14 protein-coding genes are annotated in these 14,541 nt (G+C 70.0%); 5 read left to right on the top strand and 9 right to left on the bottom strand.

Annotated features, from left to right (window positions below):
* Positions 1-1,896: an amidohydrolase gene (locus tag BSE24067_RS19105; protein ID WP_151064020.1), complete on the bottom strand. Its 1,896-nt coding sequence runs from the start codon at positions 1,894-1,896 to the stop codon at positions 1-3.
* Positions 1,897-1,915: 19 nt separating this feature from the next.
* Positions 1,916-2,083 (bottom strand): DUF1427 family protein, encoded by a 168-nt coding sequence (locus tag BSE24067_RS19100; protein WP_151064019.1) that lies wholly within the window; start codon positions 2,081-2,083, stop codon positions 1,916-1,918.
* A gap of 102 nt (positions 2,084-2,185) precedes the next feature.
* On the opposite strand from BSE24067_RS19100, the gene BSE24067_RS19095 reads away from it, so the two are divergent.
* Positions 2,186-3,109, top strand: coding sequence for a LysR family transcriptional regulator (locus BSE24067_RS19095; protein ID WP_151064018.1), 924 nt, complete (start codon positions 2,186-2,188; stop codon positions 3,107-3,109).
* Positions 3,110-3,174: 65 nt separating this feature from the next.
* Here BSE24067_RS19095 and BSE24067_RS19090 read toward each other — a convergent pair whose 3' ends face one another.
* A complete protein-coding gene (locus tag BSE24067_RS19090) occupies positions 3,175-3,861 on the bottom strand; it encodes a hydrolase (RefSeq protein ID WP_151064017.1) in 687 nt (228 codons plus the stop codon).
* A 284-nt stretch (positions 3,862-4,145) separates the two neighbouring features.
* Between BSE24067_RS19090 and BSE24067_RS19085 the strand changes: the two genes are divergently transcribed.
* The 4 genes from BSE24067_RS19085 to BSE24067_RS19070 are packed head-to-tail and all read left to right on the top strand — an operon-like array spanning position 4,146 to position 7,369.
* Positions 4,146-4,406 carry a XapX domain-containing protein gene (locus tag BSE24067_RS19085; RefSeq protein ID WP_151064016.1) on the top strand — a complete coding sequence of 87 codons (261 nt, stop codon included), beginning with the start codon at positions 4,146-4,148 and terminating at the stop codon, positions 4,404-4,406.
* A gap of 25 nt (positions 4,407-4,431) precedes the next feature.
* Positions 4,432-6,012 (top strand): cation:proton antiporter, encoded by a 1,581-nt coding sequence (locus tag BSE24067_RS19080; protein WP_151064015.1) that lies wholly within the window; start codon positions 4,432-4,434, stop codon positions 6,010-6,012.
* Between the two features lie 48 nt (positions 6,013-6,060).
* Positions 6,061-6,453 (top strand): OsmC family protein, encoded by a 393-nt coding sequence (locus BSE24067_RS19075; RefSeq protein WP_151064014.1) that lies wholly within the window; start codon positions 6,061-6,063, stop codon positions 6,451-6,453.
* A gap of 31 nt (positions 6,454-6,484) precedes the next feature.
* Positions 6,485-7,369: a pirin family protein gene (locus BSE24067_RS19070; RefSeq protein WP_151064074.1), complete on the top strand. Its 885-nt coding sequence runs from the start codon at positions 6,485-6,487 to the stop codon at positions 7,367-7,369.
* A gap of 54 nt (positions 7,370-7,423) precedes the next feature.
* On the opposite strand, the gene BSE24067_RS19065 is transcribed toward BSE24067_RS19070, so the two are convergent.
* The 6 genes from BSE24067_RS19065 to bcsE all read right to left on the bottom strand — a co-directional run.
* The gene (locus BSE24067_RS19065; protein WP_151064013.1) at positions 7,424-7,615 is read right to left on the bottom strand and encodes a hypothetical protein; all 192 of its coding nucleotides are present in this window, start codon (positions 7,613-7,615) and stop codon (positions 7,424-7,426) included.
* On the bottom strand, positions 7,597-9,150 hold the full coding sequence (bcsG, locus tag BSE24067_RS19060; RefSeq protein WP_151064012.1) for a cellulose biosynthesis protein BcsG: 1,554 nt from the start codon (positions 9,148-9,150) through the stop codon (positions 7,597-7,599). Before bcsG ends, BSE24067_RS19065 begins: the two co-directional genes overlap by 19 nt.
* A gap of 27 nt (positions 9,151-9,177) precedes the next feature.
* Positions 9,178-11,715, bottom strand: a complete 2,538-nt coding sequence (gene bcsA, locus BSE24067_RS19055) for a UDP-forming cellulose synthase catalytic subunit (RefSeq protein ID WP_151064011.1) — start codon at positions 11,713-11,715, stop codon at positions 9,178-9,180.
* On the bottom strand, positions 11,712-12,500 hold the full coding sequence (bcsQ, locus tag BSE24067_RS19050) for a cellulose biosynthesis protein BcsQ (protein ID WP_151064010.1): 789 nt from the start codon (positions 12,498-12,500) through the stop codon (positions 11,712-11,714). The genes bcsA and bcsQ overlap by 4 nt, the downstream gene beginning before the upstream one ends.
* Complete coding sequence (locus tag BSE24067_RS19045) at positions 12,497-12,706, bottom strand: hypothetical protein (protein ID WP_151064009.1); 210 nt, start codon at positions 12,704-12,706, stop codon at positions 12,497-12,499. The genes bcsQ and BSE24067_RS19045 overlap by 4 nt, the downstream gene beginning before the upstream one ends.
* On the bottom strand, positions 12,703-14,541 hold a 1,839-nt coding region (bcsE, locus tag BSE24067_RS19040), incomplete at its 5' end, for a cellulose biosynthesis protein BcsE (protein WP_174904829.1). The genes BSE24067_RS19045 and bcsE, both read right to left, overlap by 4 nt.

The following is a 14,541-nucleotide window of genomic DNA, read 5'->3' as shown; positions in this document are numbered from 1 at the left end:
TCAGACGGCCCAGCACGAACAGCCGAACGCGCCCCAGAACCCCTTCGCGTCCGACGTCGGCAACGAGCGGCCCCACGCGCTTGCATGCGCGTGGCCGTGCACGCCGCATGCGGTCGAACAGCCGCACGCGGCAGCGGCCGCCGCAGCAGCACGTTGCAGCGGCGCGCCTTCGCGCTGCGTCGCGCCCCAGCCGCCATACCCGCCGTAGGCGCGCACCGGCGACCAGTCCGGCATCGCGGGCGGAATCGGCGCGTCATGCGACGCGAACGGCCCGGCGCCCCACACGATCCGGCCGCCCACCACCGTCAGCAACGCAGTCGTGTCGGCGATATCATCCTCCGCGCACGTGAAGAAATCGCGATCCGGGACCATCAGGTCAGCCAGTTGCCCGACCGCGATGCGCCCTTTCTTGCCTTCCTCGTTCGAGAACCACGTCACGTACTCGGTCCACATCCGCAGCGCGGTTTCGCGATCGAGCAGGTTGCGCTGCGGGTACATGCGCATGCCGCCGACCGTCTTGCCCGTCACGAGCCATGCGAGCGACACCCATGGGTTGTACGACGCGACGCGCGTCGCGTCGGTGCCGGCCGACACCTTCAGCCCCTTGCCGAGCATCTTCGCGACCGGCGGCGTCGCTTCGGCCGCCTGCGCGCCGTAGCGCTCGACGAAGTATTCGCCCTGGTACGCCATCCGGTGCTGCACCGCGACGCCACCGCCGAGCGCGGCGATCCGGTCCATCGACTTCTCCGAGATCGTTTCCGCATGATCGAAGAACCAGTTCAGTCCGGCAAGCGGAATGTCGCGGTTCACCTTCTCGAACACGTCCAGCGCGCGGCTGATGGTTTCGTCGTACGTCGCGTGCATGCGCCACGGCCAGCGGTTCTGCGCGAGCACGCGCACGACGCCTTCGAGATCGTCCTCCATCTGCGCGGGCAAATCCGGACGCGCGACGCGGAAGTCCTCGAAGTCGGCCGCGGAAAACACCAGCATCTCGCCCGCGCCGTTGTGACGGAAGTAGTCGGTGCCGTCGTGATACTTGACGCTCTTCGTCCAGCTCACGAAGTCCTCTTTCTCCGCGTTCGGCTTCTGCGTGAACAGGTTGTACGCGATGCGCACCGTCATCTCGCCCGCGTCGTGCAGCTGCCGGATCACTTCGTAATCGTCGGGATAATTCTGCGAGCCGCCGCCCGCATCGATCACGCCGGTCACGCCGAGCCGGTTCAGCTCGCGCATGAAGTGACGCGTCGAGTTGTACTGATACTCGAACGGCAGCTTCGGCCCCTTCGCGAGCGTCGCGTACAGGATCGTCGCATTCGGGTTCGCGAGCAGCAGACCGGTCGGATTGCCCGCGTCGTCCCGCAGGATCGTGCCGCCCGGCGGCTCCGGCGTGTCCTTCGTATAGCCGACGACGCGCAGCGCGGCCGCGTTCAGCAGCGCGCGGTCGTACAGGTGCAGGATGAACACCGGCGTGTCGGGCGCGACCGCGTTGAGCTCGTCGATCGTCGGCAGGCGCTTCTCAGCGAACTGGTGCTCGGTGAAGCCGCCGACCACGCGCACCCACTGCGGCGCCGGCGTGATCGCGACCTGCCGCTTCAGCATCTCCATCGCGACGGCGAGCGAGCGCACGCCGTCCCAGCGCAGCTCGAGGTTGTAGTTCAGGCCGCCGCGAATCACGTGCGTGTGATTGTCGACGAGGCCCGGCAGCACCGTGCGGCCGCCGAGATCGACGACCTTCGTCGCACGGCCGGCGAGCGGCATCACGTCGGCGTGGCTGCCGACCGCGACGAAGCGGCCGTCCTTGATCGCGACCGCGGTCGCGACGGGGTTCGCGCGGTCGAGCGTCGTGATGCGCCCGTTGTGCAGGATCAGATCCGGTTGAGTATCGGTTGCGCTCATTGATATGTCCTCGATGGGATCAGAAGCCGAGCCAGTGGCGGATGGCGCCGATGGCCTGCGCGCCGATCAGCATGCCGGCGAGGCCGATCAGCGCGATCAGCGGCGGCGCCGGCGAGCGCACCTTGATCACGCTGTACACGACGCCGATCAGCACACCAGCGGCCAACGACAATAGATAAGATTCCATAACGATTTTTTCTCCCGGCCGGATTAGAATGAGCCGCGTCGCGCTGGCCGCATCATGTGCTGTCGCCGCATCCACTCCGCTTCCCTGTCATCCTGTCCGACCATGCAACACCTTCCTGATCTCGAAGCCTGGGCCATCTTCGCGCGCGTCGCGGAGACCGGTTCGTTCGCGAAAGCCGCGGAACTGCTCGGCGTGTCGCAACCGACCGTGTCGAAGGCGATCGCGCGCCTCGAAAAGCGCCTCGGCGCGATGCTGCTGTACCGCACGTCGCGCAAGCTGTCGCTCACGCCGACCGGCGAACTGCTGCGCGACCGCGCGATCCGGCTGCTCGCCGATGCGGAACTGATCGAGAGCGAGGCCACCGCGCATGCGCTCGAACCGCACGGCCTCGTGCGGGTGAACGCGCCGATGTCGTTCGGGCTGCACCATCTGTCGCCGGTGCTGCCGGCGTTTCTCGAACGCTACCCGCGCGTCGACGTCGACCTCGTGCTCACCGACCACATCGTCGACATCGTGTCCGGCGGCTTCGACGTCGCGATCCGGATCGCCGAGTTGAGCGATTCGTCGCTGCGCTCGCGCCGGCTGTGCGCGGTGCGCCGGCCGCTCGTCGCGTCGTCCGCGTACCTCGACCGGCATGGCCGGCCCGAGCATCCGCGCGACATCGAACAGCACGTGTGCCTCACCTACACGAACCTGCCGACGCCCGAGTACTGGCGCTTTCGTCACGCGGCATCGGGGGAAGACTTCGGCGTGAACGTGCACGGACGCATCCGCACCAACAACGCCGACGTGATCGTGCCCGCGCTCGTCGCCGGGCACGGCCTCGCGCTGCAGCCCGAGTTCCTGGTGTGGGACGAGTTACAGCGCGGTGAGCTCGAGGAAGTGATGTGCGACTGGAAGATCGCCGACATCAACGTCAACCTCGTCACGCCGCCCGGCATGCTCCGCGCCGCGCGCGTGACGGTGCTGCTCGAGTTCCTCGCCGAACATTTCGCGCACGCGCCGTGGGCGGTGCCGGCGGGCTGAGCGGCGGCGTCCGGCGCGTATCGCGGCCGGGTCCCCATTGCCGGTCGCCCGTTGCCGGTCGCCCGTTACTTCGCCGGGACGGCCGGGATCGACTCGTGCGGCGTCGCGGTACGCTGCGGCGCCTTGTGGACCATCGTGTACGCGTAGTCCACGCCCATCCCGTATGCGCCGGAATGCTCCTTCGCGATCGCCATCACCGCGTCGTACGAGTCGCGTCGCGCCCAGTCGCGCTGCCATTCGAGCAGGACCTGCTGCCACGTGACCGGCACCACGCCGGCCTGCACCATCCGCTGCATCGCGAAATCGTGCGCGGCCTGCGACGTGCCGCCCGATGCGTCGGCCACCATGTAGATCTCGTAATCGCCTTCGAGCATCGCGCACAGCGCGAACGTCGTATTGCAGACTTCGGTCCAGAGGCCCGACACGACCACCTTCTTGCGGCCGTTCGCGGCCAGTGCGTCGCGCACCTTCTGGTCGTCCCACGAGTTCATCGACGTGCGCTCGAGCGTCTTCTGGTTCGGGAACACGTCGAGCAGTTCAGGGTAAGTGTGACCGGAGAAAGCCTCGGTCTCGACCGTCGTGATCGTGGTCGGGATGTTGAACACCTTCGCCGCCTTCGCGAGCCCGACGACGTTGTTCTTCAGCGTCTGGCGATCGATCGACTGCACGCCGAACGCCATCTGCGGCTGCTGATCGATGAAGATCAGCTGGCTGTTGTGCGGAGTCAGTACTTCAAGTTTCGGGTTGCTCATGGCGTGATCATCCGTGGAATGGAAAGAGAGTCTTGCCTCGCCGTAAACGCGGGAGGCCTCCAGCAGGTACTACGTCCGGCTTGCGTCGTCCGTCTCGGCTTATTAAAACCGCAATCCTCTGCCGCGAACATCCAACAAATGGAATCACTCGAATTCCAGAATAGGTGGTCCATAAAGGGCAATCCGCCCTTTTTTTCCTCACGTAAACCCGATACGCTTCCAGGACCTCGGCGATGCACTCGTCGCCGCCCATCGTCCGATCACGAGACCACGAGACGCCCATCATGAAAGCCTATGTCTTCTCGCTGCTCGCCGGCATGCTCGCCGGCGTCATCTACGGCGCGATCGGCGTAAACTCGCCCGCGCCGCCGATCATCGCGCTCACCGGCCTGCTCGGGATGCTGGCCGGAGAACAGATCCTCCCCGTCGCGCGGCGCATGCTCGCAGGCCACCGGCTGAACGCCGCGTGGCGCGACGCGAAATGCAGCCAGCACATGTTCGGCGCGTTGCCGGGCGGCAGCACGAACGAGCGCAAGCCGTCGTGATACGGCATCGCCGCCTGCACCGCGCATGAGCAACGTCGAACTGTTCCACTATCTGCTGCTGTTGATCTGCGGCGCCGGCGCGCTCACGTGGCTTGCCGAGCGCGTGTCGATTCCGCCGGCCGTCGTGCTGCTGCTCGGCGGCTGCGTGGTGGCCGTCGCCGGCAAGCGCGTGCCCGACATGGACCCGGCGCTGCTGCTCGCGGCCGTGCTGCCGCCGCTGCTGATGTCGAGCGGCTTCTATACCGCGTGGAAGGAGTTCCGGCGCGAGCTCGCGTCGATCGCATCGCTCGCGCTCGGCGCGGTCGCGTTCACGACGGTCGCGGTCGCGCTCGCCGTGCATGCGGCGAATCCCGCGCTGCCGTGGGCCGCGTGCTTCACGCTCGGCGCGATCGTGTCGCCGCCCGACGCGGTCGCCGCGAAAGCGATCCTGCAGCGCCATCCGCTGCCCGCGCGGCTCGTCGCGGTGCTCGAAGGCGAGAGCCTCGTCAACGATGCGTCGGGCCTGCTGCTGTACCAGATGGCCGTGTCGGCCGCGCTCGCCGTCACGATCACGACCGCGAGCGCGACCGGCCTGTTCTTCTCGCTCACGCTGATCGGCATCGCGGTCGGCCTCGCGTGCGGCCATGCGATGTGCTGGGTGCTGCAGCGCCTGCGCGAGCCGATGCTCGGCATCGTCGTCACGTTCGCGATGGCATGGGGCAGCTACGGGATCGCCGAAGCCGTGCACGGCTCGGGCGTGCTGTCGGTCGTCACCTGCGGCCTCGTGCTCGGCGTGCGTCAGCATCGGGTGTTCGGCGCCGACATGCGGATCAAGGCGAAGGCGACATGGGAAGCGATCGTATTCGTGCTCGACGCGCTCGTGTTCATCCTGATCGGCCTCGCGCTGCACGCGATCCTCGCGGGCGTCAATCACGAAGGCGCGGTGCTGATGGCCGGCCTGCGCGTCGCGCTGCCGGCCACCGCCGCCGCGATCGGCGCGCGGCTCGTATGGGTGTTCGTCGCGATGTGGCTCCCCGGCCGCATGCGCGCGCGGCGCGCGGGCCATGCACCGTGGTCGTGGCGCGAGGCCGTCGTGCTCGGCTGGTCCGGCATGCGCGGCGTCGTGAGCCTCGCCGCCGCGATCGCACTGCCCAGCGCGTTCCCCGCGCGCGACCTGATCCTGTTCAGCACGTTCCTGCTGATCATTGCGACGTTGGTCGTCCAGGGCGGCACGCTCGCGCCGCTGATCCGCGTGATGAAGCTGCGCCCGGCCGCGCGGCATACGATGTCCGAGCACGCGGTGCGCGCGCATACGTTCGGCGCGGCGCTTGCCGAACTCGATGCGCGCGAGCAGCGCGGCTCGAGCCTCGAACGCGCGTCGCTCGACCGGCTGCTGACCGAATACCGGAGCCGCGTCGCATTCAACGAACGCGCGCATCGCGACGGCGCGGAGCCCGCGGACGTGCGCGCACGGATGCTGCGCGTCGAACTCGAGCTGGTCGGCGTGTCGCGCAACGCGCTGCTCGACCTGCATCGCGACGGCCGCGTCGACGACGCGGTGCTGCACCGCATAGAATCCGAGCTGGATTTCGAGGAGCTTCGGCTGCAGCGTCTGCTCGAACCGTAACGCCCGGCCGCGCCGCCGGCCCGTCCCCTTTCCCCTCCTGGAACTGCTATGAGCGAACTCACCGTCGAAGCGAGCATCGGCTCGGTCGACTACCTGGTCCACTTCACCGACGGCGTTCATCAGTGGCGCGCGGACGAACCGGCGGCGCTCGGCGGCGGCGACGCGGCGCCGACACCCGTCGCGCTGCTGTTGTCGAGCCTCGGCGCATGCACCGCGATCACGCTGAAGATGTACGCGCAACGCAAGGGCTGGCCGCTCGCCGAAGTGCACGTGAAGCTCGCGCACGAAGCAGGCAGCGCGGGCAGCACGATCGTGCGCCGCATCACGCTCGACGGCGACCTGACCGACGAGCAGCGCGCGCGTCTGCTGCAGATCGCGAACGCGTGCCCGGTGCACAAGATCCTGTCGAACCCGATCGCGATCGATACGGCCATCGCGTGACGCATCGCCCCTGACCATGACCAAGCCCACCATGTCCGCATCGATCAAGACCCTGCTCACGCCGCGCGAAAGCGACATCGGCAACCTCGTCGTGCGCCGCGTGCTGCCCGCGCGCGCCGCGCGCCTCGTCGGCCCGTTCATCTTCTTCGACGAGATGGGGCCGGCCGTGCTGCCGGCCGGCCGCGGCATCGACGTGCTGCCGCATCCGCACATCGGCCTCGCGACCGTCACGTATCTGTTCGACGGCACGCTGATGCATCACGACAGCCTCGGCTATCGCCAGAAAATCGTGCCCGGCGACGTGAACTGGATGACGGCCGGCCGCGGCATCGTCCACTCGGAGCGCTCGCCCGACGAGGATCGCCCGCGCGAGCAGCCAGTGCACGGAATCCAGACCTGGGTCGCGCTGCCGGTCGAGCACGAGGACACCGCGCCGGCGTTCGCGCACCACGCGGCCGACACGCTGCCGTCGCTCACGCGCGACGGCGCCAGCGTGCGCGTGATCGCGGGCACCGCGTTCGGGCTCACGTCGCCGGTGGACGTGTTCTCGCCGACGCTCTATGCGTACGTCGAATTCGCGGCGGGCGGCCGGCTCGCGCTCGACGCGGAACACGACGAACGCGGCGTGTATCTCGTCGACGGCGACCTCACGATCGACGGCACGCCGCTCGCGCCTTCGACGATGGCCGTGCTCGAACCCGGCGCCACCGTCGCGCTCGCGAGCGCGAGCGGCGCACGCGTGATGCTGCTCGGCGGCGCACATCTGCCGGGCGAGCGGTTCATCGAATGGAATTTCGTGTCGAGCGAGCGCGCGAAGATCGACGCGGCGCGCAATGCGTGGGCCGCGCAGACCTTCGGCAAGGTGCCGGGCGAGGAGCACGAATGGACGCGCCAGCCAGAGCGCCGCGCGCAGTAAATCGGCCCGCTCGTCGCCGCACGACGGCCGGCACGCACGCCGGCCGTCGTGCGTTTACCGCTTCAATCCCATCAGCTTCGCAAGCACCGGCCAGCGCTCGAGCGACTCGACGAACGCGCGCCGCGCCTGCTCGTCGACATAGCGCTCGGGGTCGAGCGCGGGCAGATGCCGCGCGAGGCCGCGCACGTCGTTCGGCTGCGACAGGCGATCGTCGTCGCCGACGTTGATTACTGTTCGTCGATCCATACGCCATCCGGAGTCTTCACCGCATAGCCGGTGTTAGTCTGCATCGTCACCGTGCCCTCGTTCTCGCCGACCATCCGTGTGCGCGGCAAGTCCGCCGCGTATTGCGCGAGCGTCACGCCCGGCTTGAACGGGCTGTTCGACACGAGGTTCGACAGCAGCTGTGCGAGCGCGAGGAAGCTGGTCGGCTGGTCGATCACCGTCGCCGTGCCGTGGTTGCCGGCGAAGCCGACGAGCCGCACGCCGACCGGCCCGTGGACGATGCGCGGCGTCGGAATCTCGCGCAGGCCGGCCACCTGGTTCTTGTCGCCGCGCAGCGCGGCGCCGTGCTCGGGTACGAACACGATCACCGCGCGCCGGCCCGACTGCGCGATCAGGTCGGCGAGCCGGTCGAAGTCGCTCATCAGCTTCGTCGCGCGCTGCGGATACGAATCGATGCTGGTCAGCGCGCTGCCGACCACGCGGTTGCCGTCGTGCAGGCTGATGGTGTTGTAGTACAGCGCGACGGGGCCCGGCACCGACGCACGCTGCGCATACCAGTTCGCGAGCGTGCCGTAATCGTCCTTGATCGCCGAGCCGTCGAACGCGTGCATCGCGACCGGCGCGGCCGCGTTCGACACGATCGGCGCATCGGGCACGCCGATGTTGTCGTGAATCACCTGCAGGAAGTTGTCGAAATGGCCGTCGTGGTTCAGCAGCGACTGCACCGTATAGCCGGCGGACGCGAGCTGCGAGAACAGATGACACTGCTGCGGCGCCGGTTTGTACAGGTCCGCATGCGCTTCCTGGCCGCAGCTCGCGCGCAACACGCGGATCGCGGCCGGGCCGCTGTAGCTCGCCGCCGTGCTGAAGTTCGTGAACAGGTAGTCGAAGTGGCTCAGCATCGGATGGTTGCGCACCTTCGCCGCGTCGAGATCGTCCCACGACAGCGAGCACACGTGCAGCACGATCACGTCGAACTGCGCGGCCGGATCGTTGCCGAGATGGCCGAACGCGACCTGCCGCTGCGACTCCTGCGCGCGGAACGTCGCGAGCGCCGCGTTGTGATCCTCGGGCTGGCCGGAACGAACGGCCGCGGCATCGGCCTGCTGCGGCAGCGGCGCGACGACCCGCGCCATCAAGCCGCTGCCCGCCTGCCACAGCGGCATCACGATCAGCACGGCGAGCACGAACGTCGCGACGCGCACCCAGCGATTGACGATGAAATAGACGATCAGCGCGCCGGCCACCGTCAGCACGAGCACCGGCGGCAACAGGCGCGGCAGCAGCTCCATCCAGTAGTCGAGCCTGAACGTGCTGACTTCGCGCACGGCTTCGGCGAGACGCGCGAGCGGCGGCGCATGCAGCTCGCGCGCGAGCAGCGGCACCGCGATCGCGATCGCGACGAGCTGCCGCACGATGCGCCACCCGCGCTGCCGGATCGGCGCGCTCGCGGCGAGCGCCACCGCGAACGCGAGGTTCGCGACCCACAGCGGCTGCAGGTGGCCGGTCGCGAACAGCGCGAACTTCAGGATGAAATACAGATTCCAGAACGTCATCTAAACCACTCCATGATGCGCGCCGCGTCAGTCGCGCGCGCGATCGAGCTTCGGCGCCAGCATCGACTGCACGCCGCGCGCCGCGCCCTTCCACATTCGTACGTAGCCGTCCAGGCCGACGCGCAGCACTTCCTTCAGCCCGCGCAGCGGCGTATCGGCGCGCGCGGCCGCGTGCCAGTCGAGCCATGCGTCCGCGCGGCCGAACGTGCACTGCACGAGCTGGCGCTCCTGCTCGAGCGTCAGCGCGTCGAAACTCACGCCGACGTGGGCCGGCGTCACGCGCGTCACGCGCACCGGAAACGGGAACGCGCGGTCGCCGCGCGTCACGCACACGGTCAGCGTGTCGCCGACCGCGAGCGGCAGCCCCGGCACCGCTTCGAGGCCGAGGCCGCCGGTCGAGTAGTCGCTCGTGAAGCACGCGGCTGTCGACCCGTCGGCCAGCAGCAGCGTCGCCGGCACGCGCATCGCGATCCGGTGCGTGACGCGCACCTGCCTGGTCTCGCGCGCGACGGCCAGCGCCGCGCCGAGCATCGCGAGGTTGTAGACGGTCCAGCCGAGCGTGATCAGGATCGTCGACGCCTCGTCGCCCTGCTCGGCCGCGAGCCGCCACAGGCCGGCCATGATCGCGAGCACGTTCAGCGCGAACAGCACGAGGTACGGTTTCGACGTCGACCAGTCGACGTAGCCTTCGTCGATCTTGCCGCCCTTGTCGGTCACGTTGAACTTGCCGTGCTTCGGGCTCAAGAACGCGACGGTGGTCGGCAGCGCGATGTACCACGCGAGCACCGATTCGTAGACCTCGGCCCAGAACGAATGGCGGTAGCGCCCCTGCATCCGCGAGTTCGCGACGTTCGCGAGCACGAGATACGGAATCACGTAGCTGGCGAGCGCGACCGACGACGCGTTGATGAAGTACAGGTGGAAGAACAGGTACGCGAGCGGAATCGTCAGGAACACGAGCCGCGGGATTCCGTAGAAGAAATGCAGCATCGCGTTGCCGTAGCAGATCCGCTGGATGAAGCCGAGCCCGCGCCCGAGGAACGGATTGTCGATACGGAAGATCTGCGCCATCCCGCGCGCCCAGCGCGTGCGCTGCTTCACGTGGCCCGCGAGGCTCTCGGTCGCGAGCCCGGCCGCCTGCACGGTCGGCAGGTACGCCGACGTGTAGCCGCGGCGATGCAGCTTGAGCGCGGTGTGCGCGTCCTCGGTCACGGTTTCGACCGCGACGCCGCCGACTTCCTCGAGTGCGCTGCGCTTGAGCACCGCGCACGATCCGCAGAAGAACGTCGCGTTCCACAGGTCGTTGCCCGACTGCACGAGCCCGTAGAACAGGTTGCCCTCGTTCGGAATCTCGCGGAACGTGCCGAGGTTGCGCTCGAACGGGTCCGGCGAGAAGAAATGGTGCGGCGTCTGCACGAGCGCGCATTTCGGGTCGCGCAGGAATACGCCCATCGTGGTCTGCAGGAACGAGCGCGTCGGCACGTGATCGCAGTCGAAGATCGCGATGTATTCGCCGCGCGTCTTCGGCAGCGCGCGGTTGATGTTGCCGGCCTTCGCGTGGCGGTTGTCGTCGCGCGTCAGGTAGCCGATGCCGGCCTCGCGCGCGAACGCCTCGAACTCGGGGCGCCGGCCGTCGTCGAGCAGGTACACGCGCAGCTTGTCCGTCGGCCAGTCGATGCTTTGCGACGCGAACACGGTCGGCTTCACGACCGACAGCGGCTCGTTGTAGGTCGGGATGTAGATGTCGACGCTCGGCCAGTTGCCGGGATCGTCGGGCAGCGGCACGATCGGCCGGTCGAGCGGCCACGCGGTCTGGATGAAACCGAGCAGCAGGATCATCCACGTATACGCTTCGGCGCCGTACAGCAGATAGCCGGCGAACGCCTCGACCGGGCTGCGGAAATCGAGCGTCTGGGTCGTGCGCCACCACACGTAGCGAACCATGGCGAGCAGCGCGAGCGACGCGAGCGCGAGCGTCGGCAGGTGGCCCGGCAGGCGGCGCAGTGCGAGCGCCAGCACCGCGACGATCGCGAAGAACGCGAACTGCGCGCCGGGCATCAGCGGCGACATCCCGGCCGCCGCCCACATCAGCGCGCCGGCGACGAGCAGCAGCGGCGCAAGCCAGCGGTGCCGGCCGACGCCGTGCGCGCGCGCATCGAGCCAGCCGCCCCAGCGCGCCCACGGCAGTCTCGCGAGCAGCGCGTCGGCGCGTGCGCCGAGCGCGCGCACCGCGACGTAGACGGGCACGACGAAGGTGTCGAACCACGCGAGCGGATCGCGCACGGGACGGTCGTCGTCCGTGCGCGGCGCACGGACGATCGCGCGCCACAGCCATTCGCGCACGCTCAGCGGCTGCAGCACGCCCCATTCGCGCGCGAGCCGCAGGAACGCCGCGCGCGCCCAGCGGCGCACCGGATCGGCGCGGCCGGGCGGCGGCGCATGGAAGAACAGCCGCACGAGCCAGTCGAGCAACGTGCGCTCGGCCGGCAGCCCGATTCCGCGCGCGCACCAGTCGCTCACGCGCCGGGCCGCGGCGCGCCAGCGCGAGCCGAACGCGGCGTTCATCGCGCGGCTCCCGCACGGCCGGCGGCCGCGGCCGCGAGCCACGCATCGACCCAGTTCGCGACGCCGTTCAGATCGTGCGATGCCTGCGAATACGGCGCGTCGTCGAAGATCCAGCTGCCGCGCGCGAGCGTTTCGGGCACGGCCGCGTCGACGTGGATCCGCTGCTCGAGCATCGCCGCCGGCCCCGCCACCGCACGCAGCATCGCGAGCGCGTCGCGCTGCATGTCGCGCGCGGGGTTCAGCCGGTTCACGACGATCTGCACGTCGCCGCCGCCCGCGCGCAGCGCGTCGAGACGCGCGGCCACCGTCGCGCATGCAGCCGGCTCCGGCGGCACGACGACGAGCGTCAGATCCGCGCAGCGAACCGCGTGCTCGGCCTGCGGCGACGGATAGCGCGCGGTATCGATCAGCACGGCGCCGCCGGCCGGCAGCGCGATTTCGTCGAGCGCGCGCGACAGCCACGCGGGATCGGCGGCGAGCCGCGCATCGCACGCGGCGGCGCCCGCCGCATCGACCTGCCCGTACGGCACGAACAGCACGCCGTCGGCATTGCGCCACGTATGCGCGTGCCACGGCGCGGCGTCGGCAGGCTCGCCGAGCAGGCTGTGCGCGAGCCCGTGCTCGGGCAGCGTGTCGAGGCCCAGCGTCGCGCCCATCAGGTTCTGCGCGTCGAGCTCGAGCACGACCACCGGCCGGCCGCGGCGCGCGAGCAGCACCGAGAGCGCGGCGGCGATCGTCGTGCGGCCCGCGCCGCCCGTCGTCGACGTGATGGCGATCGTCTTCATGGCGCCGCCTCGCCGGTGCGATCGGCTTCGGGCAGCAGGCGCCCGCGCAGCGCGACCGGCACGAGCTCGCACGGCACCGCGTCGCGCCGGTGCAGCCCGCGCGGCGCGTGGAAGCCGCGGCCGACGCCCAGGTGTTGCACGACGATCCACACCGGCACCGCGATCGCGATCCCGACGATGAATCCGATGACGAGTTCGGCGATCATGCGCCCTCCTGCTTGCGCAACGGCATCGCGCTGCGGATGGCGCCGCGCGCACGCGCGGCGGGAAACGCGGAAACCGGGGCCGGCGTATCGGCGGCCGGCGGTGCATCGTCGGCGTCTGCGAGCTGCGGCGCTGCGTTCGGAGCATGGCCGCCGGGCGCGGTGTGCTCGGCAGCCGGTTCTTCGGCGAACGCAGCGGGATCTGCGGTGTGTCGACCCGGTACGCGCGCCGCCGCACCGGCCACAGCCGCGTCACCCGCCGGCCGCGACGCCGCGAACAGGTCGCTGTAGTCGGCGATCGGCGCGCGCCGGTTCTCTGCCTTCAGCGCGTCGAGTTCGGCGTCGATGCTGCCCTGCCCGAGACACACGATGCGATCGGACAGCGTATCGACCGGCACGTCGAAGATCCGCGCGAGCGCGTCGTCGGCATCGGCCGGCTCGCACGCGAACAGGAATACGTACAGGTGCGCGGCGTCGGCCGTCACGACGTCGCCGGCGCGCCGCGGCCGGCAGTGCCGCAGCGCATCGACGTGCGACACGCCCGGCAGCAGCGCGATCTTCGCGAGCGTGTGCGGCAGCGCGAGCACGGCGCCGCGGTCGAGCACCGCGCGAATCCGCAGGCAGAACGCGCCGACTGGCAGGTAGCCGAGCACCGAGTCGCCGAGCGCGGCCGCGAGCGCCGCACGATAGTCGGGCGCGACGGGCCGCGCATACAGCTGGCCGCGCAGCGCGGTCACGGCGGTCTGCATCCGCGACATCGGCAGGTCGCGCGCGACGACGCGGTTCGCGCCGACGCTCAGCACCAGCATCTCGAACTGCTGGCGCAGCACCACGTCGCGCTCGACCACCGCGATCTTCAGCGCGCCGCCGCACTGCCGGCGCAACGCGTGGACCGCCGCGCACACGCTCTCGAGCTGCGCGTGCGAGCGAAACGCGAGCACCGCGGTCGCGGCCTGCGCATGCGTGCAGGCCGCGACGACGGCCGCGTTGTCGTCGACGATTTCCCAGCCGGCGGGCGCGCGTGTGCCGTCCTCGAGCACCGCGCGGCTCGCGACGACGCGATCCTCGTCGGTCGCGAGCTTCATCCGGCGCGCGGGCTCGGCTGCATCGCCATCGGCGATCGCCGCGAGCCGGCCGCTCGGCGCGAAGCGCAGCGGCCGCACCTCGCCGGCCGCGAGCATGTCGCCCGCGCGCCAGAAATCGACGACCCACAGCAGCTCGCCGTGCGTGCGCTGCAGCTGCGCGACGCCCGTGCACACGCCGTGAAAGCCGCTGCGCGTCGCACGGCTCGCGTCGCGCACGAGCGGCGGATCGTCGGTACGCGGGCCGGTGTCCGCGCGCGCGATGTCCGGGTCGACCAGCAACACCAGCGCGATCCGGTGCGTGCGGCACCAGTCCGCGAGCGCGGCGCCTTCCTCCGCGAGTGCGGCCGGATCGTCCCAACTGAACCAGCGCTGCGCGCCTTCGACGAAATAGACGGAACGCGCGCGAAAACCGTAGCGCTTCATCGCGCGCAGGCCGCCGGTGAGCCGCGCGAACGGCGCGGGCGCCGCGCGGCGCGGCGCATCGGGCTGCGTCGCGGCATCGTCGTCGTCCGCGGCATGCGCCGCCGGCATCGCGAGCACGTTCAGGTTGCGCGGCCAGCCGGCCGGCTGCGCGCCGCCCGCGAAACCGCGCGTCTGCAACTGCGCGGCGACCTGCGCGGGCTGCCGTGCGAGCACGACCGTCACGTCGCGCGTGCGCGACTGCCGCGCGCTTTCCCACACCAGCGCGTCGCACGCCGGCGTGCCCGCGGCCGCGTAGACCGCATACAGGCCGCCCGCATCCAGCTGCGTCCA

Source organism: Burkholderia latens (genome assembly GCF_902499045.1).
GTDB lineage: Bacteria > Pseudomonadota > Gammaproteobacteria > Burkholderiales > Burkholderiaceae > Burkholderia > Burkholderia latens.
Note: the sequence above shows the minus strand (reverse complement) of the source record. Positions and strands in the feature narration are given on the sequence as shown.